The following is a 25262-nucleotide window of genomic DNA, read 5'->3' as shown; positions in this document are numbered from 1 at the left end:
GCTAGCCCATCCTTCTCAGCCAGGTATCCACATCGAAGGTGACCCCGGCTTTCTTGAATGCAGGATAGTGAGGGTTGTCCTTGCCACATTGGGAAAACTGGAAACGCAGATCGTCGGTGTGCAGCGTGTGCCACTCTTTTGGCTTGAGACGAGCGGGCCTGGGTTTTGCGTTATCTTGTGGCTTTGAGTCCGAGTTGTACCAATCAAGAACGATAGGCATCAGCTCTCTGACGGACAGATCCGGATATGTACTGAAGGCGCGATCAATTAACGGCACAATCAGCTCAGAATGGCAATCCATGCCAACGAGCAGGTTATGCAAGCGGATGGCCTGCTCATTGCCACCATATCGGTTATGATGAGAATCCAGAGCAACTCTGGCTTCATCAATCTTGGTGCTGAGAACTAGGATCTTTTTGTCTATATCCGGGATGCTCAGATCCGAATATCTGGCGATTAACTCAGGATCTTTGGAGCGTAACGCGGCCAACATGGCGTGTACCGGTTTGAGTTCATCCTCATAAACCTGCCGCAACAGCTGTGGAGTGATCCGTTCGATGCGGGTGGCAATAGCTCTCAACTGGGCCAGAACAAAGAGTTTTACCACTATGTCCAGCACCCCTTGGGACAGCTCGAACCAGCAATCCCGAACCTCATCGGACAAATTTTCATCCCGTTGTTGTAGCCACTGGTATTGCCACAGCTTATCGGTGAAGGCCATCCACTCTGTAGGCCTGGGCTGGTTGGTGGCAGGATCCACGCTAGGCTTGGTAGCCTGCATAGGCTCCCAAAGCAATGCGCCAAAACCGGCTCCACGCCTTGCCGATCTCAAGTCCATCTCAAAGATGGGTCTGGCCTTGGGGGTCCCCACCATGACAACAGGCAAGCCGATCACATTTACCAATGTCACGAAGAAATTTAGCATCTTCTCCACGCCACCGGAACGGCTCATACTCAGGTGCTGAATCTCATCAATGACCAGCACGCCAATCGCGTGGACATTAGCGATTTGGCTCATCAATGCCATCAGGGTCTCAACACTGTGGCGTTTAAGCGCATATTTGCGTTCATAGTCCGTATGCAGTACGGCATCAATAGCCCTGAAAAAGTGATGACACAGGCTTTTTAATGAGCCGTCATGAGGGCAATCCAGCTTCAAGTAGACAATCTGGGTAAAATTGTATTGCTCGTGGTAGAGCACTTGAGGATAAGTTGCCAAGATCCGGTTGATGGTGCTACTTTTTCCTGACCCAGAGCACCCAATCAACGACAGGCTACGGGCTGTCGATTTAACCTGCTCGAACCGAAAAACATCCAACTCACCAGACATAACCCGCTCATAACCATTTTGCAGTTGCACATTCAAAGATCCATCGCTCAGGTTGCGTCCAACATACCCCTGCCGGATCATGATGGATAACTTTGATTCCAGTTGTAAATGACGGCTTATCGGCTGAAAAAAGTCATCCAGCAACTGGGATATCACATGAACACGCCAAGGGCCATCGACATAGATATCCTTGGGATCAAACTTGATGGCGCCGCTCAACCCCTGTTTTATCTGCTGAGTAGTCATGATAGGTGGCAATGCCTCGATCAAGGGGTTGCCACGATACTGTTCAATGCCAGGGTCGTTGTAGACGGCCTTGGCCATGTTAGCTGGTAATACCATCTAGTCGTCCTTGAAGAGTTCGTCGATATAATCCGGATACTTATAGTCATCCGCACCTTTAGATAACGGTACCACAGTTGCTGGCTCACTTGATGGCTCAGATGTCGCAACAGATTTGGCGCGTTTTCTCTCTTTGTCCTTCTCCTTGGCTCGATTACCCCTGATGCCTGCAATGCGTTGGCGATCTGACACTACTGGGGCATCTTCGGCTTGAACTTGGGCTTCCGCTTGCCGTATTTTTGAGTTAATCAACTCATCGACTCTTCGCTTCTCACGATCAGCAACTAGCTTGCTCTCTGCCACAACAACCTTTTGCTGTCTCGTAATCAACCAGACATCCCAGAAAGAACAGCCACGGAACTCTCGAGAGCGCTCGGTCAATCCACAGGTCCAATATTCCGCACTGTTTTGCTGTGGCAGCAGATAGATAACATCTGCAACAGCTGGGTCATAGGCAACCTCTAATGATTCAGGCCTGGAAACATTCTTGCCCCTGTGCAACCACCCCATTTGTAGTATTTCTTGGCAAGTGTAATACACGCCAAATACGCAGAGCCCCAGAGGGGAGAGGGTAGCCTTCGTTCGAGGTAGCAAACTAACCTGCAGGGCATTTTCAGGAACCGTCCGTAACCGCCCTGACCTATTCTGCAATCCCCAATTCCATAACGATAATGGCGTTATAGGCAAATCGGCAGGCATATCGATGTCGCGATCATAGGTTTCCAACACATGATATCGATTGTGAAATAAGATGGCCGACAGAATGATCGATGTAAATTCGTGTATATTGAGCATCGCATCCAATCGGTAATCACTTCCTCCCCGTTTTTTTACCGTATTATCAGATACAACACCTGGAGCAAATGGTTTGAAAACCGCCTGTATGGTTCTGAAAAAACGCTCAACTATCCCTTTACAATCACCACGAAAAGGTGGTGCATTTTCTATCCGAACAGAAAAACTCTGCTCTAACGATTCGATCTGACACCCCAGCAATTCACCACGGTCAGCCAATATAGCATCTGGGATGCCCATGACAGGCCAATCAGACTCGTCAATATCAATATCGAGTTGCTGACATAATTTCACCTTGTCGGTCATGGCAATCGCTAAGGCTTGCATAGCTGCCACATAGGAAGGATTCTCAAAGCCTATATAAAAGCCAGCGACCATTCGACTAAACACATCAATGACCATATAAACTATTGGCCGGCCAACTATATTTTTACGATCACTATCTGAAACCAAGTAGATATCAGCGATAGTCGCATCAATCTCAAACCGGGAGCCTGGACCGAGAACATGCGTGTTCGCTGTTGCCTGCAACGGCCTGACATCCTTATTGTAATTAATCTTGCTGACCCTTTGTTTTAGTTTTTCAACTTGAGAGTAATCGCGTTTGAAGAAGTGCTTCATCTGCCAAATAGATGGGATCTCCGACTCTGCAACGTCAGGATAATAGTTATGATACATCCCTTTGAAACGGTTATGAGTCTCAATAAATGATTTACCATTTTTTATAAGATAGTGCTTTTCAATTGCTCTACGAAAGAGTCTCTCTATCTGTTCATCAATAACAGCGCCGACTCCTGAGCCAGTCTGTCTGGGGCGACCAAGCTTTCCGCCCTTTGACAATCTCTTTTTTCCCTTAGCACCGGAGTTCTCATAGTCAGGAAGAAGAGCATTGGGAGTTTGCCCACGTTGCCAATAACGGCGGATAAGCCGATAAAGTGTCTGTTTGGTTGATCCATGTGTTGCAATGATATGATTTACAGCCCTATTTCTTGCGCGGGGGAACATACATTCTGGGTTGGATATCAGTGGTTGAATAAGCTGATAATTTTTATCCCGTAATTCCCTAGCCTTAGTTCCATCATCCGGTTTGGCGTAATAAAGCCTGGCATAGGGATCTTCGATCCGTTGTAACACTTCGTTATCGATGGCATCCAACAATTCCTGACGAGAAACCACCGAAGGGAAAGCAGACTCATTGTCCAAGGCTATCAAGATAATTTCATCCGGCAACTCAGCCAAGATCCGGTAGGCAACACCATCAACGCTGATAACCTCATTGATTTGAAACATGTAACGCCTCCGAAATAGCCTCAATGTTCTCCAGTTGCAGATCACCGGCTTTTAACTTGGTTATTGGCGTCAATATGTCGAACAGAAAACAGCGTTGAGCCAGTAGCTGCCTAATCTCCAGCAGGGATTGCCCCATCGGCTGATGATAAGCAGTATCCAGCTGTTTAGCTACATCAATCACGCTTCTCTCCGGCGCACTCTGAAAGTGGTACTGATAAAACCCTGCGCGCTCTATCAGCACATCAACCGCTATCTCGTCCCGTTGTGCCGGATAAAGCCAACTGATGTTTTTTGTAACCACATTCGGAATGTCCTTCTCTGTGATCAACCACCAAGGCACTCCTTTTTGTAACCAATAGCGGCGTTCCAGCTCCAATTTCTCAATGGTTCTCGCATTACTCAGTGTCTCTGCGTACTTGGCTTGCAGTGCAAATTTTGGCCGGTTAGCGTTAGAGGTGTTGACGAGAAAGTCTGAGCTCATAACCTGCAGAACACCGCGAACGGCAGGGTGATCGATCTCGGACTCCAGCGCAAGAGCCTTGGTATCCTCCAAACGAAGAGGGAATTGCTCGCGAATATCTACAGTCGAAATATTCCATTCCAATAACAGGAATACAGCCAGTTCCAAATCCGACAGTAAGTGGTGGGTGCGTTGAGAATTATGACCAAAAACGCGGTGCGAGCGACCTTCAGATGGTAAATCCCTGACGGTTAACCATGGCTTGTAGTCGGAACCATGACCACCTCCTCGGCCCTCACGCAGCCACTTCTGACTCTGTAACTCCGTGTTAACGTTTTTTCTTCCCACCATAACAAAGCCGCCCCGCTATTGCTCATAGATTGAGCTTAGCTAGGGCGGCTAAGGTATGCAACTTTATTACTTGATATGATACTTTATTACTTGGTATGAATCTTTATTGCTCTCATACACTCTTTTTTCATTTCCGGCGACGGCTTATTCCACCGTCACGGATTTTGCCAGGTTGCGCGGCTGATCCACGTCGGTACCCTTGATGAGGGCAACATGGTAGGAGAGCAGCTGCAGCGGCACAGTATAGACGATCGGCGCGATCACCTCTTCCACGTGGTTCAGGCTCATCACCCGCATGGTCTCGTCGCTCTTGAAGCCGGTATCGGCATCGGCGAAGACGTAGAGGATACCGCCACGGGCACGCACCTCTTCCACGTTGGACTTGAGCTTCTCCAGCAGATCGTTGTTCGGCGCCACCACTATGATGGGCATCTCGGCATCGATCAGCGCCAGCGGACCGTGCTTCAACTCACCGGCGGCATAGGCCTCGGCGTGGATGTAGGAGATCTCTTTGAGCTTGAGTGCCCCTTCCATGGCGATGGGGTACTGGCTGCCGCGACCCAGGAACAGGCTGTGGTGCTTGTCGGCAAACTCTTCGGCCAGGGCCTCGATATCCTTGGCCAGCGCCAGGCTCTCCTTGATGCGCAGCGGCAGGGCCTGCAGCGCCTTGACCAGCTCAGCTTCGGCGGCGGTGCTCAGGTGGCCACGGCAACGACCGATGGAGGCCACCAGCATCAGCAGACCGGCCAGCTGGGTGGTGAACGCTTTGGTGGAGGCCACGCCGATTTCGGCACCGGCTCGGGTCATAAAGGCCAGATCCGATTCACGCACCAGGGAGGAGCCCGGCACGTTGCAGATGGCCAGCGAGCTCATGTAGCCGGACTCCTTGGCCAGACGCAGGGCCGCCAGGGTATCGGCGGTCTCGCCGCTCTGGGAGAGGGTCACCAGCAGGCTGTTGGGGCGCACCACCGACTTGCGATAGCGGAACTCGGAGGCGATCTCCACGTCGCAGGAGACGCCGGCGATCTCTTCGAACCAGTAGCGAGCCACCATGCCGGAGTGATAGGAGGTGCCACAAGCGACGATCTGCACGTGATCGACCTTGTCGAAGATGGCGCGCGCACCATTGCCGAACGACTCGACCACCACGTGATCACCACCCAGACGCCCTTCCAGGGTGTTGGTGATGGCCTTGGGTTGCTCGTGGATCTCTTTGAGCATGTAGTGGCGATACTCGCCCTTGTCACCGGCGTCGTGGGAGAGTTCGGACTCCAGCTCCTCGCGTACCACGGCATGGCCGTCGGTATCGAAGATATGCACGTCGCGGCGGGTCACTTCGGCCACATCGCCCTCTTCTAGGAAGATGAAGCGGCGGGTCACCGGCAGCAGGGCCATCTGGTCGGAGGCGATGAAGTTCTCGCCGATGCCGCGGCCGATCACCAGGGGGGAGCCGGAGCGGGCCACCACCACGCGGCTGTCGTCACGGCTGTCCATCACCACGGTGCCGTAGGCGCCGCGCAGCTGCTTCACCGCTACCTGCATGGCCGCCAGCAGGCTGGGGGCGGATTTCAGCTCGTGGTGCACCAGGTGGGCAATCACTTCGGTGTCGGTGTCGGAGCTGAACACATAGCCCAGCGCCTTCAACTCTTCCCGCAGCTCTTCGTGGTTCTCGATGATGCCGTTGTGCACCACCACGATATGCTCGGAGACGTGGGGGTGAGCATTGCGCTCGGACGGCTCGCCATGGGTAGCCCAGCGGGTGTGGGCAATGCCGGTACCACCGTGGACGGACTGCTCTTCCAGTGCCTTGGCCAGTTCGGCCACCTTTCCGAGGCGACGCACCCGCTGCAGCGGCTGGTTGGCGCTGAACACGGCAACACCGGCCGAATCGTAGCCACGGTATTCCAGACGGCGCAGGCCCTCTACCAGGATTTCAGCCACATCACGTTGGGCGACGGCCCCGACGATGCCACACATACACTTCTCCTTGAAACGTAAGACGTTAATTCGGTTGGATAATGGTTTGTTCAAATCACACGGCCACGGGGGCGCAAATCAGCGTGATCCCCCTGGCCTGAATCTGTTCTCTGGCCGCATTGCTCAGCCCCTCGTCGGTCACCAGGGTATGGATGCCGGACCAGGGCAGCTCGAGATTGGGGATTTTTCGGCCGATCTTCTCCGACTCCACCATGACGATGACCTCCCGCGACACTTCGGCCATGACCCGGGAGAGGCCCACCAGCTCGTTGAAGGTGGTGGTGCCCCGCTCCGGGTCGATGCCATCGGCACCGATGAAGAGCTGGTCGAAGTCATAGGAGCGCAGCACCTGCTCCGCCACCTTCCCCTGGAAAGATTCGGAGTGGGGATCCCAGGTCCCGCCAGTCATCAGCAGGGTGGGTTCGTTTTCCAGCTCGCGCAGGGCACCGGCCACATTGAGGGAGTTGGTCATGACAATGAGGCCGCGCTTGTTGCCCAGCATGGGGATCATGGCGCTGGTGGTGCTGCCGCTGTCGATGATGACGCGGTTGTGATCGCGGATCCGCTCGGCGGCGGCGCGGGCAATGGCAAGCTTTCGATTCGAAACTTGTTCCGGGTTGCTGTCCACCACCATCTCGCTGGGGAGGGGAACGGCACCGCCGTAGCGACGCAGCAACAGGCCACCGGTCTCCAGCACCGCCAGATCTTTGCGGATGGTCACCTCGGAAGTGGCGAAGTGTTTGGCCAGGGCATCGACGCTGACTTCCCCCTGCTCCTGCACCAGACTCACTATGGTGTGACGGCGCTGCTGTGTGTTGCGTTTGGTCATTTATAAGTTTCGATTCGAAAGAATGACGAAATATTAATGCCTTTTCGGGAAAAATCAAACGGCAAATAGGATCCGATTTGGTTCGATGCCAGAATGGGGCAGCTGATTTGCGACGAGGATGCCATGCAAAAACGACTCATCTGGCTGGTGGAAGATGAAGCCAGCATTGCCGATACCCTGATCTATGCCCTGCAGACCGATGGTTTCGAGGTGGAGTGGTTCCCCCTCGGTCAGCCGTTGCTGGCGCGACTGGAACAGACGCGACCGGATTTTTTGATCCTGGATGTGGGGCTGCCGGACATCAGCGGTTTCGAACTGTGCAAGCGGGTGCGGGCACTGACCGATATTCCCCTGATGTTTCTCACCGCTCGCAGCGAGGAGATAGACAGGCTGATCGGGCTGGAGATAGGGGCAGACGACTATGTGGCCAAACCCTTCTCGCCTCGTGAGGTGTGTGCCCGGGTGCGGGTCATCCTGCGCCGCAGCCAGCCCGCCCCCTCCCAGCCGATACAGCCACTCGCCCTGGACGAGGAGCGGGCACGAATCTGCTTCCTGGGCCAGCCCCTGACGCTCACCCGCTATGAGTACCTGCTGCTCAAGACCCTGATGCTGGCGCCGGGTCGGGTCTACTCCCGCCAGCAGCTGATGGACCTGGTGTGGCAGGATGCGGAAGAGAGTCTGGATCGCACCGTCGACACCCACATCAAGACCCTGAGAGCCAAGCTGCGGGAGCGGGATCCTGACGCCAACCTGATCCTGACCCACCGCGGGCTGGGCTACAGTCTGGAGCTGGCATGAACTCAGGGTGGCCGGGCATCGGCAGGGGGATGAGATGAGAATCGGATTGCAACTGCTGTGCGGCCTGGTGCTGATCTTCGCCCTGGCCGCCTGGTTCGTGCTGGAGATCTTCGTCGAGGAGATCAAGCCCGGGGTACGCAGCGCCACCGAAGATACCCTGGTGGACATGGCGCAGATGCTGGCCCCCCTGGCCCTGGACGACATGCAGGAAGGAAAGATGGCGAATGGCCGGCTGGCCAGCGCCTTCGCCCGCCTCAACCAGAGTCCCATCAATGCCCTCATCGATGGCCACCTCAAGCAGCAGGCGGAGTACCGCATCTATGTGACCGACGCAAAAGGCAGGGTGGTCTACGACTCGGACGGGGTGGATCTGGGCAAGGACTACTCGCGCTGGAACGACGTCTACCTGACCCTGCGTGGCGAATATGGCGCCCGCAGCACCCGCACCGATCCCGACGATGCTGCCAGCTCGACCATGTATGTGGCAGCTCCGCTGCGGGAAGGGGTCGAGATCATCGGCTCCCTCACCGTCGCCAAGCCCAACAGCACCCTGCAGCCCATGATAGAGCGCAGCGAACACCAGTTGCTGAAAGGGGCGGCCCTGCTGCTGTTCATCTCGCTGCTCATCGGCGCCTTGCTGGTGTGGTGGCTCAACCGCGCCATCGGCAAGCTGGTGCACTATGCGGATGCAATCAGCCAGGGTCAGCCCGCCAGCCTGCCGCGCCTCTACAGCCCCGAACTGGACAGGCTAGGCCACTCCCTGGAGACCATGCGCCGCCAACTGGACGGCAAGGCCTATATCGAGGCCTATGTCCACAGCCTGACCCACGAGCTCAAAAGCCCGCTGGCGGCCATTCGCGGGGCGGGGGAGATCCTGGCCGAGGCGCCGCCGCCGGACATCGCAAAGCGCTTCATCGGCAACATCAATCTGGAGACGGCCCGCATGCAGCAGCTGATCGAACGCATGCTGCAACTCGCCCGCCTCGAATCAGGGCAGGGGCTGGACAGACAATCCGTTGAGCCGGCCCGGCTGGGCAGACGGGTGCTCGATGCCCGCCAGATCCAGGCCCAGCGCCGCCAGATCGCCCTGCACGCCGAGCTGGGGGAAGGTCAGAAGCAGAAGTGGGATCCCCTGCTGGTGGAGCAGGCCCTTGGCAACCTGCTGGACAACGCCCTCGATTTCGCCCCCGCCGGCAGTACCCTGGTGCTGAGCGGCGCCATGGAGGAGGGGGGTTATTGCTTCCGGGTGCGGGATCAGGGGCCAGGCATTCCCGACTTTGCGCTGCCCAGGATTTTCGAGCGTTTCTACTCCCTGCCAAGGCCAGACAAGGGCAAGAGCAGCGGCCTCGGGCTCAGTTTTGCCATGGAGGTGGCACGCCAGCACGGCGGCCATCTTGCCCTTGCCAATCAGCCGGACGGGGGGGTGCTGGCCACACTCTGGCTGCCCGGCAACTGAGGACACTTCACACCAAGCACACAGAGCCGGGCTAAGCTGCACCTCCTCGATGACGACCTTCCCCGTCGATGCGCATTCGTATTAATCAAGGAGATAGATATGCCCCGTATGCTGTTGTCCGGTCTGCTTGCCGCCGGCCTCTTCTGTGCACTGCCTGCCAGCGCCGCTTCTGGCTGCATGCTGTTTGCCGATGGAACCGGCAAACCCGTCAGCACCCAGGGGGACTGTGCCGCCCAGTTGACCCCGGCCTCCACCTTCAAGATCCCGCTGGCACTGATGGGCTATGACAGCGGCTTCCTGGTGGATGAACAACTGCCGGCCCTGCCGTTCAAGGCCGGTGATCCTGATTTCCTGCCGGAGTGGAAACAGACCACCACCCCGAGCAGCTGGATGCAATTCTCGGTCATCTGGTACTCGCAGCGCCTCACCGAGTGGCTGGGAGAAGCTCGCTTCCAGCACTACGTGGACAGCTTCGACTACGGCAACCGGGATCTCGAAGGCAACCCGGGCAAGCACGACGGTCTGACCCAGGCCTGGCTCAGCACCAGCCTCGCCATCAGCCCCCAGGAGCAAGCCCGCTTCCTTGGCAAGATGGTGAGCGGCAAGCTGCCGGTCTCCGCCCAGACCCTGCGTCATACCGCCAACCTGATGCGTCAGCCCGACATCGACGGTTGGCAGATCCACGGCAAGACCGGCATGGGCTACCCCAAGCTGCTGGATGGCAGCCTGGACAGGGAGCAGCAGATCGGCTGGTTCGTCGGCTGGGCCAGCAAACAGGACAAGACGCTCATCTTCGTCCACACCGTTATCCAGAAGCCGGGCAAGCAGTTCGCTTCCCTCAGGGCCAGGGAGGAGGTGTTCGCCTCCCTGCCGGCCCGGTTGAAGACACTCTGATGCCAGCAACACCGGCGCCTGGCGCCGGTTTTTTTATCCCCCTTCACCACCACTTCACACTGCCCCATCCTCCCTTCACGCGACCCCGGCACACTCCCGTTCAACAACAAGGAGACGTGTCATGGTCAAACAGATTTTCACCCACAAGATCGCCCTGCTGCTGTTGCTCTGCCTGCTGATGATGATCCCGGTTCACGCCATCATGGAGCTGAATCGGGAGCGCCAGGCCTATCGCAGTCAGGCCATTCACAGCATCATGGCCAGCCACAGCGGGCCCCAGCGCCTGATGGGGCCCGTACTGGTACAGCCCTATACCCGGACCGTCACCGTCGAGCAGGATGGCAAACATTTCGTTCGCAAGGAGCAGGTCTATCGCTACCAGCTGCCCCAGAGGCTGGACGTGCGGGCCAGCATGGAGGTGACCCCGCGCAAGCTCGGTATCTATCAGGCCCAGATTTATCACAGTCGCCTCTCCCTCTCCGGCCTGATGCCCACCAGCCAGGCTGACAAGGGGCTGGTGGCCGGCAACCCGAACCTGAGCTTCGACCCGGCAGATCCCGCCCTGGTGCCGGGCAAACCCTATATCAGCCTGATCCTCTCCGATGCCCGGGGCATCAGCCGCGTACCCGAACTGCAATGGGGGGAGCAACGCATCCCGTTTGCCCCTGGTGCCCAGCTGGGGGACGGGCGAGTGGGGATCCATGCTCCGCTCGACGCCTTGCCAGACGAAGATGGCCGCTTTCACATCGAGCTGGATCTGCAGGGCATGAACGCGCTGGAAGTGGTGCCGCTCGGACAGGACAGCCGGTTTCACCTGAGCGGCAACTGGCCCCATCCCAATTTTCTCGGCGACTTTCTGCCCGGTGAACGCACCCTTGCGGATCAAGGGTTCGAGGCAAGCTGGCAGACCAGCTGGTTCGCCACCGACATGGAGAGCCGCTTCAACCGCATGATGAAGGGAGCGGGCACCAAACTGCCGTCATTCAGCGTCAGCCTGGTGCAACCGGTGGATCACTATCAGCTGAACGAGCGGGCCGCCAAATATGCCCTGCTGTTCATCGGCCTCACCTTCATCAGCTTCTTCATGTTCGAGCTGCTCAAGGGGCTGCGGGTACACCCCATCCAGTACGCGCTGGTGGGCATGGGGCTGGCCATCTTCTATCTGGTGCTGCTGGCGCTGACCGAGCATCTCGGCTTTATCTGGGCCTATCTCATTGCCGCCCTGGCCAGTGTGGCCCTCAACGGCTTCTACCTGAGCCATGTGCTGGGCGGCCCGAAACAGGGCATGGGATTCGCCGCCCTGCTGGGGCTGGTCTACGCCATCCTGTTCGGGCTGCTGCAGGCCGAGGAGACAGCCCTGTTGCTCGGCGCCCTGCTGCTGTTCGCCACCCTGGCGCTTGTCATGGGGCTGACTCGCAAGCTCGACTGGTATCAGGTGATGGAGAGCAGTCCCTCCGCCACCGCATGGGCGGCCCCCCAGCCATCGACCAGTAACACCAGCCATCAGCCATAAGCAAAAAAACCGGCGCCCTCGGGCGCCGGTTTGCATTTCATTGATCGGGCATCACTTCTTCTTGACCGGACGGGGCCAGTTCGGAATGTGGCGCTGGGGCACCCGGGTGATCACCAGCTCGTTTTCCGCCACATCCTTGGTGATGGTGGAGCCGGCCCCCAGAGTCGCCCCCTTGCCGATCCTCACCGGCGCCACCAGCTGGGTATCGGAGCCGACGAAGACATCGTCCTCGATGATGGTCTGGAACTTGTTCACCCCGTCGTAATTGCAGGTGATGGTGCCAGCACCGATGTTCACCTTGGCACCGATCTCCGCATCGCCCAGATAGGTCAGATGACCGCACTTCGAGCCAACCCCCAGCCGGGCCTTCTTCATCTCGACGAAGTTGCCGACATGGGCATCCTGCTCCAGCACGGCACCCGGGCGCAGGCGGGTAAAGGGCCCGACCGAGCACTGGTCGGCAATTTGCGCACCTTCGATGACGGAGTAAGGTTTCACCTCGGAGTGGTCGCCGATCACGCAATCCTTCAATACGCTGCCGGCACCGATGCGCACGTGATTGCCCAGCACCACCTTGCCTTCGATGATGACGTTGACGTCGATCACCACCTCCTCCCCGATTTCCAGGGAACCCCGCAGATCGAAACGGGCCGGATCGATCAGGGTGGCGCCAGCGATCATCAGCTTCTCGGCCTGCATCTGCTGGTAGCTGCGCTCGAGCGCCGCCAGCTGCACCCGGTTGTTGGCCCCTTCCACTTCCATGGCGCTGTCCGGATGGACTGCAGCGATGGGGCAGTTGTCACCGTGGGCCATGGCAATGACGTCGGTCAGGTAGAACTCGCCCTGGGCATTCTTGTTGTCCAGGCGGGAGAGCCAGCTGCGCAGCTGGCCGCCGTTGGCCACCAGCACGCCGGTGTTCACTTCACGGATGGCGAGTTGCTCGGCGTTGGCATCCTTCTGCTCGACAATGCCGACCACCTGGCCGTGTTCCCGCACGATGCGGCCATAGCCGGTCGGGTTGTCCAGTACCACGGTCAGCAGCGCCATGCCATCGTCGGCCTTGGCCGCCAGCAACCGTTGCAGGGTCTCGGGCTGGATCAGCGGGGTATCGCCGTAGAGCACCAGCACGTCGTCTTCGTCATGCCAGAACGGAATGGCCTGGGCCACGGCATGGCCGGTCCCCAGTTGCTGGGCCTGCAGCACCCAGTTCAGGTCGGATGCCTGGATCCGCTCCTTCAGCAGTTCGGCGCCGTGGCCATAGACCAGGTGCAGCTGTTCGGCACCGATCTGGCGGGCGGTCTCGATCACATGGGAGACCATGGGCTTGCTGGCAACGGGGTGCAGCACCTTGGGCAGGGAGGAACGCATGCGGGTGCCTTTGCCCGCAGCCAGGATCACGACGTTGAGAGACATAGCTAACCTTTGAAACAGGTGGAAATGCTGGGCGGAGTCTATCCAACGGGCAAAAAAAAAGCGACCCGAAGGTCGCTTTTTGCATCACCGTGATTAACGGTAATTCTTTTTGACGATATCGATAACCCGCAACTGGGCCATCGCTTTGGCCAGCTCGGCAGACGCCTGAGCATAGTCGATATCACCATGGGAGCTGTTGATCCGCTCTTCGGCACGACGCTTGGCTTCCTGGGCTTTCGCCTCATCCAGATCGTCGGCGCGAATGGCAGTATCGGCCAGCACGGTCACGGCTTCGGGTTGTACTTCCAGCATACCGCCGGAGATGTACAGCACCTCTTCGCTACCATTTTGCTTGATCAAGCGGACCAGGCCCGGCTTGATGGCAGTCAGCAACGGAGCATGACCGTGGCGGAGACCCAGCTCACCTTCGGAGCCTGATACCTGGGCAGATTGCACGCGACCGGAAAACAGTTTTCCTTCGGCGCTCACCACATCCAGGTGAAAGGAGATCATCTCAGCCATGGGCCCTCCTATCGAGGCTTACAGTTTCTTGGACTTCTCGACGACTTCGTCGATGCCGCCAACCATGTAGAACGCCTGCTCCGGCAGATCGTCATACTCGCCCTTCAGGATGCCCTGGAAGCCACGGATGGTTTCCTTCAGCGGCACGTATTTGCCCGGAGAACCGGTAAATACTTCGGCCACGAAGAACGGCTGGGACAGGAAACGCTCGATCTTACGGGCACGGGCTACGGTCAGTTTGTCTTCTTCTGACAGTTCATCCATACCCAGGATGGCGATGATGTCCTTCAGCTCCTTGTAGCGCTGCAGTACGGTCTGAACGCCACGAGCGGTCTCGTAGTGCTCCTTGCCAACCACCAGCGGATCCAGCTGACGGGAGGTGGAGTCCAGCGGGTCAACGGCCGGGTAGATACCCAGAGCCGCGATCTGACGGGACAGTACGACGGTCGCATCCAGGTGGGCGAAGGTGGTCGCCGGAGACGGGTCGGTCAAGTCATCCGCAGGCACGTAAACGGCCTGTACGGAGGTGATGGAACCAGTCTTGGTGGAGGTGATGCGCTCTTGCAGAACACCCATCTCCTCGGCCAGGGTCGGCTGGTAACCTACTGCGGAGGGCATACGGCCCAGCAGTGCGGATACTTCGGTACCGGCCAGGGTGTAACGGTAGATGTTGTCCACGAAGAACAGCACGTCACGACCTTCGTCACGGAACTTCTCGGCCATGGTCAGGCCGGTCAGCGCCACGCGCAGACGGTTTCCGGGCGGCTCGTTCATCTGACCGTAAACCAGAGATACTTTGTCCAGTACGTTGGACTCCATCATCTCGTGGTAGAAGTCGTTACCCTCACGGGTACGCTCACCTACACCGGCGAACACGGAGTAACCGCTGTGCTCGATCGCGATGTTACGGATCAGCTCCATCATGTTGACGGTCTTGCCTACACCGGCGCCGCCGAACAGACCAACCTTACCACCCTTGGCGAACGGACATACCAGGTCGATAACCTTGATGCCGGTCTCCAGCAGCTCGGTGCTGTTGGACTGATCTTCGTAGCTGGGGGCTTCGCGGTGGATGGACCAACGCTCTTCTTCGCCGATCGGACCCTTCTCGTCGATGGGGTCGCCCAGTACGTTCATGATACGGCCCAGGGTCGAGGTACCGACCGGTACCTGGATGGCCTTGCCGCTGTTAACTACTTCCAACCCACGACGCAGACCGTCGGAGGAACCCATGGTGATGCAACGCACGACGCCGCCGCCGATCTGTTGCTGAACTTCCAGTACCAGACCCTGGCCTTGGCCTTCGCTGACAACCTTCAGTGCATCGTACACCTGGGGCACGGCATTCTGCGGGAACTCGATGTCCACCACAGCGCCGATGATTTGGACGATGAAACCGTTACTCATGTCAAATCCTCTAAACCTTTGATAACCCTTGCCTTACACCGCAGCAGCACCGGAAACGATCTCTGTGAGCTCCTGGGTAATACTGGCCTGACGGGCCTTGTTGTATACCAGTTGCAGATCGTTAATCAGGTTGCCGGCGTTGTCAGTCGCGGCTTGCATGGCAACCATTCGGGCTGCCTGTTCACTTGCCAAGTTTTCTACCACACCCTGGTAGACCTGGGATTCGACGTAGCGAATCAGCAGGGTATCCAGCAGTTGCTTGGGATCCGGCTCATAGAGGTAGTCCCAGTGGTGCTTCTTGGCGAGCTTGCTGTCTTCTGTTACGGGCAAAGGCAGCAGTTGATCGACTTTTGGTTGCTGAACCATGGTGTTGACGAACTTGTTGTACACCAGATACAGCCTGTCAATCTCACCGTTGTCGTAAGCCTTCAGCATGACCTTCACTGAACCGATCAGGTCATTGACGCTCGGGTTGTCACCCAGTCCGGAGACGTGGGCTTTCACCTTGGCGCCGTGCCGTTCAAAGAAGTTGGAGGCCTTGTTACCGATCAATGCCAGGTCAACCTTGGCACCTTTCGCGCTCCATTGCTTCATATCATTGAGGGCAGCCTTGAACAGGTTGATGTTCAGACCACCACACAGGCCACGGTCGGTGGAGACGACGATGTAACCCACTCGCTTCACCTCACGTTCGATGAGGTAGGGGTGCTTGTATTCCAAGTTCCCCTGAGCGATATGGCCGATCACCTTGCGCATGGTTTCAGCGTACGGACGGCTGGCAGACATGCGTTCCTGCGCACGGCGCATCTTGCTCGCTGCCACCATTTCCATAGCGCTGGTGATCTTCTGAGTGTTCTTCACACTCCCGATCTTGTTACGTATCTCTTTTGCGCCGGCCATCTCTTCTCTCCATCAGGTGGCAGCTTGCGCTGCCACACACGCTTACCAGGTCTGGGTTGCCTTGAAGTCATCCAGCAACGCAGTCAGCTTGCCAACGATCGTGTCGTTGTAGTCGGCCTTGGCATTGATTTCAGCCATCAGCTCGGCATGCTGGGTATTGGCGTAAGAGAGCAGAGCGGCTTCGAAGTCGACGATCTTGCTCAGTTCGACATCGGCGAGATAACCCTTCTCGGCGGCGAACAGCACCAGGGATTGCTGGGCCACGCTCATCGGAGAGTACTGCTTCTGCTTCATCAGCTCGGTGACTTTCTGACCGTGATCCAGCTGCTTGCGAGTGGCATCGTCCAGGTCGGAAGAGAACTGGGCAAATGCCGCCAGTTCGCGGTACTGGGCCAGCGCGGTACGGATACCACCGGACAGCTTCTTGACGATCTTGGTCTGAGCAGCACCGCCCACACGGGATACGGAGATACCCGGGTCAACCGCCGGACGAATACCGGAGTTGAACAGCTGGGAGGTCAGGAAGATCTGGCCGTCGGTGATGGAGATCACGTTGGTCGGAACGAACGCGGAGACGTCACCGGCCTGGGTTTCGATGATCGGCAGGGCGGTCAGGGAACCGGTCTGGCCTTTCACGGCACCATTGGTGAACTTCTCTACGTACTCGGCGTTGACGCGAGCAGCACGCTCCAGCAGACGGGAGTGCAGATAGAAGACGTCACCCGGGTAAGCTTCACGTCCAGGCGGACGGCGCAGCAGCAGGGAGATCTGGCGATAGGCAACGGCCTGCTTGGACAGGTCATCATAGATGATCAGTGCGTCTTCGCCGCGGTCACGGAAGTACTCGCCCATGGAGCAACCGGCGTAGGGAGCCAGGTACTGCAGAGCAGCCGCTTCGGAGGCAGAAGCCACGACCACGATGGTGTTGGCCAGGGCGCCGTGCTCTTCCAGCTTGCGCACCACGTTGGCGATGGTGGAGGCCTTCTGGCCGATCGCAACGTAGACGCACTTAATGCCGGAATCTTTCTGGTTGATGATGGTGTCGATGGCGATGGCGGTCTTACCAACCTGGCGGTCACCGATGATCAGCTCACGCTGGCCACGACCGATAGGGATCATGGCATCGATGGCTTTCAGACCGGTCTGGACTGGCTGGTCAACAGACTTACGCTCGATAACGCCCGGGGCGATCACTTCGATCGGCGAGAAGCCGTCGTTGTCTACCGGACCCTTACCGTCGATCGGCTGACCCAGGGTGTTGACCACCCGGCCCAACAGACCACGACCGACCGGCACTTCCAGAATGCGGCCGGTACCCTTTACCTTCATCCCCTCGGCCAGATCGGCATAGGGACCCATTACTACGGCACCAACGGAGTCACGCTCCAGGTTCAATGCCAGAGCGAAGCGGTTGCCCGGCAGCTCGATCATCTCACCCTGCATGGCATCGGCCAGACCGTGGATACGAATGATACCGTCGCTTACAGAAACGATGGTACCTTCGTTACGCGCTTCGCTTTTGACATCAAACTGCGCAATGCGCTGCTTGATCAGCTCGGCGATTTCAGTGGAATTCAGTTGCATGCTCTAATACCCCAATCAAGATTGCAGCGCATCGGCCATGCGATCCAGCTTACCGCGGACCGTGCCGTCGATAACGAGATCACCGGCCTTGATGAGCACCCCGGCCATCAAGGACGCATCTGTGCTGCAATTCAGCTTCACTTTGCGCGCGAGACGTTGTTCCAGAGAAGCCTGAATATTGGCTTTCTGCTGGTCGGTCAGTTCGATCGCCGAAATCACGTCAGCCTGAACTTCTTTGTCCAGTTCAGCCTTGAGCGCGACGAATTCGGCAACGACCGCCGGCAGCACACCCAAGCGACCATTCTCGGCCATCACCCGGATCAGGTTCTGACCGTGCTCGTTGAGCTGCTCACCGCAGACACCGACAAACAGCTTTGCCAGTTCTTCGGCAGCAACGGAGCCGTTTACCAGGCTGTGCATGGTCTCGTTTTCTGCCACCTGAGCGGCGAAATCGAGCATCTCCAGCCATTGGTCAACCGCCTTGTGCTCAACGGCAAACTCGAAAGCAGCCTTGGCGTAGGGGCGAGCGATTGTAGTCAGTTCAGACATAGCCCCGTTCCCGTTACAGTTCTGCTACCAGTTTGTCGACGATGTCGCTGTTGGCAGCCTGGTCGATTTGGCGTGCCAGGATCTTCTCTGCACCCGCGATGGCAAGAGCAGCAACCTGCTTGCGCAGTTCTTCTTTGGCACGATGACGTTCAGCTTCGATCTCTGCACGGCCCTGAGCCAGGATTTTCTCCCGCTCAGCTTGGGCTCCGACAGCGGCCTCATCAATGATCTGGGCCTTGCGTTTGTTGGCCTGATCGATGATTTCAGCAGCCTGAAGCTTGGCTTCTTTCAGCTGATCGGTGGCGTTGGCCTTGGCCAGCTCCAGATCTTTCTTGGCACGCTCTGCAGAAGAGAGGCCGTCAGCGATTTCTTTCTGACGGGCTTCGATGGCAGCCATCAGCGGCGGCCATACGTACTTCATGCAAAACACTACGAAGATGAAAAAAGCAACTGCTTGGCCGAGGAGGGTGGCGTTGATATTCACAGCCGATGTCCTCTTTAGTTAGTTAATGGGTTCTGCGTGAGTCGTAATGACTTAGGCAACCGCAAACATCACATACAGACCCAGACCAACGGCGATCATCGGGATCGCATCCACCAGACCCATCACGATGAAGAACTGGGTACGCAGAACAGGGATCAGGTCAGGTTGACGGGCTGCACCTTCCAGGAACTTGCCACCCAGGATACCGATACCGATGGAGGCGCCGATAGCCGCCAGACCCATCATCATTGCAGCAGCGATGTACAGCAGGTCCATGTTCAAGTTTTCCATGAGGATCTCCATTTATTTAGATGTAATTGATTGTATAAAAAGGATTATTTGAGTTGCATCAACCATGGTCTTCCTGCGCCATCGACAGATAGACGATGGTCAGAACCATGAAGATAAACGCCTGCAAAGTGATGATCAGGATGTGGAAGATTGCCCAAGGCACGGACAGGATCCACTGTGACCACCAGGGTAACAAACCCGCAATCAGGATGAAGATCAGTTCGCCAGCATACATGTTGCCGAACAGTCGCAGACCCAATGAAACAGGCTTGGAAATCAACGTGACGGTTTCAAGGATGAAGTTAACCGGGATGGCAGCAGGGTGATTGAAAGGCTGAAGCGTCAGCTCCTTCACGAACCCGCTGATACCCTTGACCTTGATGCTGTAGTACAGGATCAAGAAGAACACGCCCAAAGCCATGGACATGGTGATGTTAACGTCAGCAGAGGGAACCACACGCAGATAGGGAACACCCATCAACTGTGCAGCGTGAGGGATAAAGTCAACGGGGATCAGGTCCATGAAGTTCATCAGGAAGATCCACACGAACACCGTCAGGGCCAAAGGTGCGATGACCTTGTTGCGACCATGAAAGATGTCCTTGACGTTACCATTCACAAACTCGACCAGCATCTCCACAAAGCACTGCAGCTTACCGGGCACACCGCTGGTGGCCTTGACGGCAACCTTGCGGAACAACCAGATAAACAGGGCGCCTAGCACGACGGAAAATATCATGGAATCGATATTCACCGTCCAGAACCCGGACCCTACCTGCAGGTGGGTCAGGTGGTGGGAGATATATCCCTGAGGAGTCAGGACTTCTCCGGTTGCAGACATGAGTTTTCCTAATAGTGGTTGTTAAGCGTGAATGAAACTATCCACTGTACAACGAGGGCGAGGATATAAGTGGCGAAGAACGAGGCGGTGTCGACCTCAATCCCGGCGCCAAACAGCAGGGCGAAAAGTCCTGTTGTAGTAATGAGCTTAATCCCTGCCCCACCATAAAAGTCCCGCAAAACCAGGCCTACGCTCTCTTTCGTCACCTTGCGGCGCAGAACCCAGAGCGTGAACAGGGCTTGAGGAACCCAGTACATCCCCCCTCCGTAGAGAGAGGATTGTCCGGCGAACTCTCCCGCCTGATAAAACCAGACGGTGGCGATCGCCAGGATCAGGACCAGCTGACAAACGAGCATAGCCAAGGCCAGCGTCAAACCTTCCAAGGCTATTTTCTGCTTCACCAACCTACCCCTGAACATTACAGAACTGTAAAAAATCGGGATCCGAAGACCCCAGGTTCACAGCTCGAAAAGCCGGTCAAATTATACCCGTGAAGACGGCTATTGCAACATGGCAAAAATCCTTAATTTTTGCGGCTTTCCGCGCGAAATTAAGGTTATGTTCATATCGAAAGTAATGGATGTTTTATTACTACAAAAAGCGTAAAAATCACGATTCTGACAGGCCAAAATAGCCCAATACCCGGTCCAAATCTGCCAAGTTATCGTAACTTATTACTAACTTGCCGCTATCTTTCTTGCCCGGCTGAAGTTGCACCTGATTGCCAATTTTTTCAGAAATCTGGCGCTCGAGATAACCAAACTGCGGATCGCGGACGGGTTCAACCCTGGTTTTTGCCGGTTCCAGTGCTTTTTGCACCAGCTTCTCGGTATCTCGCACTGTCAGCCCCTTCTGGGCCACCAGTTTGGCCAGCTCTGACTGGGCCTGGCCGCTCAGGGCCAGCAGGGCACGGGCGTGGCCCATGTCGAGATCGCCGTGCTCCACGAAGCGCTTCACATCCTCGTTGAGCTGGTTCAGGCGCAGCAGGTTGGTGACTGTCGTGCGGGACTTGCCCACCGCTTCGGCCACTTGCTGGTGGGTCAGCTCGAACTCGGTCAGCAGCCGCTGCAGGGCCACCGCCTCCTCGATGGCATTGAGGTCTTCGCGCTGGATGTTCTCGATGAGTGCGATGGCGACGGCCGCCTCGTCGGCGACATCCTTGACCAGGCAGGGCACCACTTCGAGACGGGCCAGCTGGGAGGCGCGCCAGCGGCGTTCACCAGCAATGATTTCGAAACGGTTTTCACCGATGGAGCGAACCACGATGGGCTGGATCACCCCTTGTGCACGGATGGAGTTGGCCAGCTCCTCCAGCGCATCCTGGGACATATCCTTGCGCGGTTGGTATTTGCCGGACTGCAGCCACTCCACCGGCAGCTTGCGCAATTCCCCCTGATTGGTCGGGGCCATGGCCTGTTCGGTGCGCTGGTCGCTCATCACCTGTTTCTGGCGGGCGGCCGTGCTGGTGCTGAGCAGGGCGTCCAGCCCCTTGCCCAGCCCACGTTTCTTCGGCGTCATATGCTCTCTCGATCTGCGGTGAGCGGCTGGGACTCCTGCTCCTGGCGGCGCAGGATCTCGCCAGCCAGGGCCAGATAGGCCTTGGCCCCCACCGATGATTTGTCATAGTGCATGGCTGGCGCGCCAAAGCTCGGCGCCTCCGCCAGTCTTACGTTGCGGGGAATGATGGTGCGATAGACCTTGTCCCCGAAATGCTGTTTCAGCTGATCGGACACATCATTGGCCAGCCGGTTGCGATGATCGAACATGGTGCGCAGCACCCCTTCGATCTTCAGCTCCGGATTGACCACGGCTGCCAGCTTGCTGATGGTGTCCACCAGGGCGGTCAGCCCTTCCAGCGCATAGTATTCGCACTGCATGGGCACCAGCACGGAGTCGGCGGCGGCCATGGCGTTCACCGTCAGCATGTTGAGAGAAGGCGGGCAGTCGATGAAGACGTAGTCGTACTTGTCCCTGACCGAGGCCAGGGCGTTGCGCAGGCGGATCTCGCGGGCAAAAAACTCCATCAGGCGGATTTCTGCCGCGGTCACGTCGGCATTGGCGGCGATCAGGTGATAGCCTCCCGAGGTTTCGGGGATGATCACCTCGCCGATGGGGGCATCTTCGATCAGCAGTTCATAGGCAGTGCGTTCGACATCGTACTTGTCGACGCCACTGCCCATGGTGGCATTGCCCTGCGGATCCAGATCGATCACCAGCACCTTGCGCCGGGTAGCGGCCATGGAGGCGGCCAGATTCACACAGGTGGTGGTTTTACCCACTCCACCCTTCTGGTTGGCTATGGCAATGACTTTTCCCACACTGTCCCCTAAATGAATGCGGCGGCCCTATTCGGGCTGGATGGCTTTAAACTCCAGCAGATGGCGTTCGCCTTCCAGTTCCGGCACCACCAGCTTGTGGGTGGCAACCAGACGAATGCTGTCAGGCAACTGTGCCAGCTCCTGCTCGGGGTATTGTCCCTTGAGCGCCAGGAAGCTGCCCTCGGGTGACGGCAGATGATGACACCAGCTCAGCATGTCCTCCAGGGAGGCGAAAGCCCGGCTCAGTACACCATCAAATCCGGTCTCGGGTTGATACTCCTCCACCCGGGATTTGACGGGGGTCACATTGGTCAACCCCAGCTCCAGGATCACCTGGCGGATGAAGTTGATCCGCTTGCCCAGGCTGTCGAGCAGCACGAACTGTTTGTCCGGATTGATGATGGCCAGCGGCAGTCCGGGCAGACCCGGACCCGTTCCCACATCGATGAAGCGTTCACCGTGCAGGTGAGGACTCACCACCAGGCTGTCGAGGATATGCTTGACCAACATGGCGTCCGGATCTCGCACCGAGGTGAGATTGTAAGCCTTGTTCCACTTGTGCAGCAACTCGACCAACTGCACCAACTGGGTCTTCTGGGTTTCGGTGATAACAATTCCGGCCTGCATGAGCAGGCCGTTCAATCTTTGCAGCATGTTGTCCAACGGGGAATTCCTCAGGCGGTTTTACGCAGCAGGCCGTGTTTCTTCAGGTGCACCAGCAAGATGGAGATGGCGGCAGGGGTGATGCCGGAGATGCGAGACGCCTGACCTATGGTCTCTGGCTTGGCATCGTTGAGCTTGGCGATCACCTCGTTGGAGAGACCGTTCACGTCGCGGTAGTTCATATCCAGCGGCAGCAGGGTGTTTTCGTTGCGCAACTGTTTCTCCACCTCGTCGTGCTGACGCTCGATATAACCGGCGTACTTGATCTGGATCTCCACCTGATCCGCGGCAGCCGCATCGGTCAATGCAGGCCCCACACCCTCGATGGCCATCAGGGCATCGTAGGTCACCTCGGGGCGACGCAGCAGCTCTTCCAGGCTCTGCTCCCGGGTCAGGGGAGTGTTGACCAGGGCGTTGACGGCCTCCAGAGACGGATGCTGCGGGTGGATCCAGGTCGAGCGCATGCGCTGACGTTCCTGCTCCACCTGTTCCACCTTGGCATTGAACAGGCTCCAGCGATGATCATCCACCAGACCCAGCTCGCGGCCGATGGCGGTCAGGCGCAGATCCGCATTGTCTTCCCGCAGCAGCAGGCGATATTCGGCACGGCTGGTGAACATGCGATAGGGTTCGCGGGTCCCCAGTGTGGAGAGATCGTCCATCATCACGCCCATGTAGGCCTGATCCCGGCGTGGGTGCCAGGCTTCCTTGCCCTGGGCGCGCAAGCCCGCGTTCAGACCGGCCATCAGGCCCTGGGCAGCGGCCTCTTCATAGCCGGTGGTGCCGTTGATCTGGCCGGCGAAGAAGAGGTTCTCGATGCACTTGCTCTCCATGTTGGCCTTGAGATCCCGCGGATCGAAGAAATCGTACTCGATGGCGTAGCCAGGGCGAGTGATATGGGCATTCTCGAAGCCACGGATCGAGCGGACGATCTGCACCTGCACGTCGAACGGCAGGCTGGTGGAGATCCCGTTCGGGTAGAGCTCGTGGGTGGTCAGGCCTTCCGGTTCCACAAAGATCTGGTGCGCCGTCTTGTCGGCAAAGCGGGTGATCTTGTCCTCGATCGACGGACAGTAGCGCGGGCCTATCCCCTCGATCACCCCGGCGTACATGGGGCTGCGATCCAGGTTGTTGCGGATCACCTCGTGGGTCTGCTCATTGGTATGGGTCACGTAGCAAGGCATCTGGCGCGGATGCTGGCTGGCGTTGCCAATGAAGGAGAAGACCGGGCGAGGATCGTCACCATGTTGCTGCTGCATCACGGAAAAATCGACGGTGCGTGCATCGATGCGTGGTGGCGTGCCCGTTTTGAGGCGATCGATGCGCAGCGGCATTTCACGCAGGCGCTGGGCGAGGGCAATTGAGGGAGGATCCCCGGCGCGGCCCCCTTTGTAGTTCTCCATGCCGATGTGGATCAGACCATTGAGGAAGGTGCCAACGGTCAGTACGACCGTCTTGCCGCTGATGCGGATCCCGCTCTGGGTAACGACCCCGGCGACGCGATCCCCGTCCATGACCAGATCGTCGCAGGCCTGCTGGAAGATCTTCAGGTTCGGGTAGTTCTCCAGGGTCTGACGCACCACAGCCTTGTACAGCAGGCGATCCGCCTGGGCACGAGTAGCCCGCACCGCAGGGCCCTTGGAAGAGTTGAGCGTGCGGAACTGGATCCCGCCGAGATCGATGGCCTGCGCCATGATCCCGCCAAGGGCGTCGACTTCCTTGACCAGGTGTCCCTTGCCGATCCCGCCGATCGCCGGATTGCAGGACATATGCCCCAGCGTATCTATGTTGTGGGTGAGCAACAGGGTATTGAGACCCATGCGGGCTGCCGCTGTTGCTGCTTCGGTTCCTGCATGACCGCCACCGACGACGATCACATCAAATTGTTCATGGTATTGCATTGGGGATCACCTTGATCTGCACGCCTGAAGATCTTTGTTTGCCTGGTCTGAAGGGCGGATCATTCTATCTGTTTAGCATCCGGAGGGGAACGTCTACTTCAGGATCAGTATGGATCAGGGATCGGTTAAATAGATCTTAAGGATCTTTAGATCGATCTTTTATTGGATCTTTTATTAGGATCCGCGACTTCTGTTGATAAGGCATTTTTGATCATAAAGATCATTCGGTTAAGGTCGATCGCTGCTTGTGGAAAAGCTTGGATCCAGAGGGGGCGAGCGGGGGGATAACATGGGTTTTTATGCACAGACACATGGTCGGTAAGATCTAATACATGAATAACTATAGGTTTTGCA

Annotated in this window: 23 protein-coding genes; 4 read left to right on the top strand and 19 right to left on the bottom strand. The window is 57.4% G+C overall.

The genetic code is table 11. From position 1 onward, the window contains the following. Position 1: 1 nt before the first annotated feature. The 5 genes from C2U37_RS07545 to C2U37_RS07525 form a co-directional block, all read right to left on the bottom strand. On the bottom strand, positions 2-1672 hold the full coding sequence (locus C2U37_RS07545; RefSeq protein WP_104452069.1) for an AAA family ATPase: 1671 nt from the start codon (positions 1670-1672) through the stop codon (positions 2-4). Further along, a complete protein-coding gene (locus C2U37_RS07540; protein ID WP_104452068.1) occupies positions 1673-3757 on the bottom strand; it encodes a DDE-type integrase/transposase/recombinase in 2085 nt (694 codons plus the stop codon). It abuts the gene before it with no gap. Beyond that, positions 3741-4568, bottom strand: coding sequence for a TnsA endonuclease C-terminal domain-containing protein (locus C2U37_RS07535; RefSeq protein WP_162847502.1), 828 nt, complete (start codon positions 4566-4568; stop codon positions 3741-3743). The genes C2U37_RS07540 and C2U37_RS07535 overlap by 17 nt, the downstream gene beginning before the upstream one ends. Before the next feature lie 144 nt (positions 4569-4712). Beyond that, entirely contained in the window at positions 4713-6545 is a 1833-nt protein-coding gene (gene glmS / locus C2U37_RS07530; RefSeq protein ID WP_103858083.1) for a glutamine--fructose-6-phosphate transaminase (isomerizing), read from the bottom strand. A 55-nt stretch (positions 6546-6600) separates the two neighbouring features. Next, positions 6601-7374, bottom strand: a complete 774-nt coding sequence (locus tag C2U37_RS07525) for a DeoR/GlpR family DNA-binding transcription regulator (RefSeq protein WP_103858082.1) — start codon at positions 7372-7374, stop codon at positions 6601-6603. A gap of 123 nt (positions 7375-7497) precedes the next feature. On the opposite strand from C2U37_RS07525, the gene blrA reads away from it, so the two are divergent. The 4 genes from blrA to creD all read left to right on the top strand — a co-directional run bounded on the left by blrA (position 7498) and on the right by creD (position 12035). Continuing rightward, on the top strand, positions 7498-8172 hold the full coding sequence (gene blrA, locus C2U37_RS07520) for a beta-lactam response regulator transcription factor BlrA (RefSeq protein ID WP_010672254.1): 675 nt from the start codon (positions 7498-7500) through the stop codon (positions 8170-8172). Between the two features lie 34 nt (positions 8173-8206). Beyond that, positions 8207-9628, top strand: coding sequence for a beta-lactam sensor histidine kinase BlrB (gene blrB / locus C2U37_RS07515; protein WP_103858086.1), 1422 nt, complete (start codon positions 8207-8209; stop codon positions 9626-9628). A 99-nt stretch (positions 9629-9727) separates the two neighbouring features. After that, complete coding sequence (blaOXA, locus tag C2U37_RS07510; protein ID WP_103858081.1) at positions 9728-10522, top strand: class D beta-lactamase; 795 nt, start codon at positions 9728-9730, stop codon at positions 10520-10522. Between the two features lie 121 nt (positions 10523-10643). Next, a complete protein-coding gene (creD, locus tag C2U37_RS07505; protein WP_103858080.1) occupies positions 10644-12035 on the top strand; it encodes a cell envelope integrity protein CreD in 1392 nt (463 codons plus the stop codon). A gap of 51 nt (positions 12036-12086) precedes the next feature. Here creD and glmU read toward each other — a convergent pair whose 3' ends face one another. The 14 genes from glmU to mnmG form a co-directional block, all read right to left on the bottom strand. After that, positions 12087-13448, bottom strand: a complete 1362-nt coding sequence (glmU, locus tag C2U37_RS07500; protein ID WP_103858079.1) for a bifunctional UDP-N-acetylglucosamine diphosphorylase/glucosamine-1-phosphate N-acetyltransferase GlmU — start codon at positions 13446-13448, stop codon at positions 12087-12089. A gap of 93 nt (positions 13449-13541) precedes the next feature. Beyond that, positions 13542-13970 (bottom strand): F0F1 ATP synthase subunit epsilon, encoded by a 429-nt coding sequence (locus tag C2U37_RS07495; protein WP_010672259.1) that lies wholly within the window; start codon positions 13968-13970, stop codon positions 13542-13544. An 18-nt stretch (positions 13971-13988) separates the two neighbouring features. Continuing rightward, entirely contained in the window at positions 13989-15377 is a 1389-nt protein-coding gene (gene atpD, locus C2U37_RS07490) for a F0F1 ATP synthase subunit beta (protein ID WP_010672260.1), read from the bottom strand. A 33-nt stretch (positions 15378-15410) separates the two neighbouring features. After that, positions 15411-16277 (bottom strand): F0F1 ATP synthase subunit gamma, encoded by an 867-nt coding sequence (gene atpG, locus C2U37_RS07485; protein ID WP_010672261.1) that lies wholly within the window; start codon positions 16275-16277, stop codon positions 15411-15413. A 42-nt stretch (positions 16278-16319) separates the two neighbouring features. Continuing rightward, complete coding sequence (gene atpA / locus C2U37_RS07480) at positions 16320-17861, bottom strand: F0F1 ATP synthase subunit alpha (protein WP_041214174.1); 1542 nt, start codon at positions 17859-17861, stop codon at positions 16320-16322. A 15-nt stretch (positions 17862-17876) separates the two neighbouring features. Further along, complete coding sequence (atpH, locus tag C2U37_RS07475; protein ID WP_010672263.1) at positions 17877-18410, bottom strand: F0F1 ATP synthase subunit delta; 534 nt, start codon at positions 18408-18410, stop codon at positions 17877-17879. A 13-nt stretch (positions 18411-18423) separates the two neighbouring features. Then, positions 18424-18894: a F0F1 ATP synthase subunit B gene (gene atpF, locus C2U37_RS07470; RefSeq protein ID WP_010672264.1), complete on the bottom strand. Its 471-nt coding sequence runs from the start codon at positions 18892-18894 to the stop codon at positions 18424-18426. Between the two features lie 51 nt (positions 18895-18945). Then, positions 18946-19185 carry a F0F1 ATP synthase subunit C gene (atpE, locus tag C2U37_RS07465; RefSeq protein WP_010672265.1) on the bottom strand — a complete coding sequence of 80 codons (240 nt, stop codon included), beginning with the start codon at positions 19183-19185 and terminating at the stop codon, positions 18946-18948. Positions 19186-19243: 58 nt separating this feature from the next. Further along, positions 19244-20026, bottom strand: a complete 783-nt coding sequence (atpB, locus tag C2U37_RS07460) for a F0F1 ATP synthase subunit A (RefSeq protein WP_010672266.1) — start codon at positions 20024-20026, stop codon at positions 19244-19246. Between the two features lie 8 nt (positions 20027-20034). Beyond that, positions 20035-20445, bottom strand: coding sequence for an ATP synthase subunit I (locus C2U37_RS07455; RefSeq protein ID WP_010672267.1), 411 nt, complete (start codon positions 20443-20445; stop codon positions 20035-20037). Between the two features lie 190 nt (positions 20446-20635). Beyond that, positions 20636-21544 carry a ParB/RepB/Spo0J family partition protein gene (locus tag C2U37_RS07450; RefSeq protein WP_010672268.1) on the bottom strand — a complete coding sequence of 303 codons (909 nt, stop codon included), beginning with the start codon at positions 21542-21544 and terminating at the stop codon, positions 20636-20638. Continuing rightward, positions 21541-22344, bottom strand: a complete 804-nt coding sequence (locus tag C2U37_RS07445) for a ParA family protein (RefSeq protein ID WP_029313362.1) — start codon at positions 22342-22344, stop codon at positions 21541-21543. The genes C2U37_RS07450 and C2U37_RS07445 overlap by 4 nt, the downstream gene beginning before the upstream one ends. A 27-nt stretch (positions 22345-22371) precedes the next feature. Next, positions 22372-22998 (bottom strand): 16S rRNA (guanine(527)-N(7))-methyltransferase RsmG, encoded by a 627-nt coding sequence (rsmG, locus tag C2U37_RS07440; RefSeq protein WP_010672270.1) that lies wholly within the window; start codon positions 22996-22998, stop codon positions 22372-22374. 20 nt (positions 22999-23018) lie between these two features. Beyond that, positions 23019-24908 carry a tRNA uridine-5-carboxymethylaminomethyl(34) synthesis enzyme MnmG gene (gene mnmG / locus C2U37_RS07435; RefSeq protein WP_010672271.1) on the bottom strand — a complete coding sequence of 630 codons (1890 nt, stop codon included), beginning with the start codon at positions 24906-24908 and terminating at the stop codon, positions 23019-23021. Positions 24909-25262 lie beyond the last annotated feature (354 nt).

Origin of the sequence: Aeromonas sp. ASNIH1 (assembly GCF_002934285.1) — a bacterium.
Taxonomy (GTDB): domain Bacteria; phylum Pseudomonadota; class Gammaproteobacteria; order Enterobacterales; family Aeromonadaceae; genus Aeromonas; species Aeromonas caviae.
This window is presented reverse-complemented; position numbering and strand designations above follow the sequence as displayed.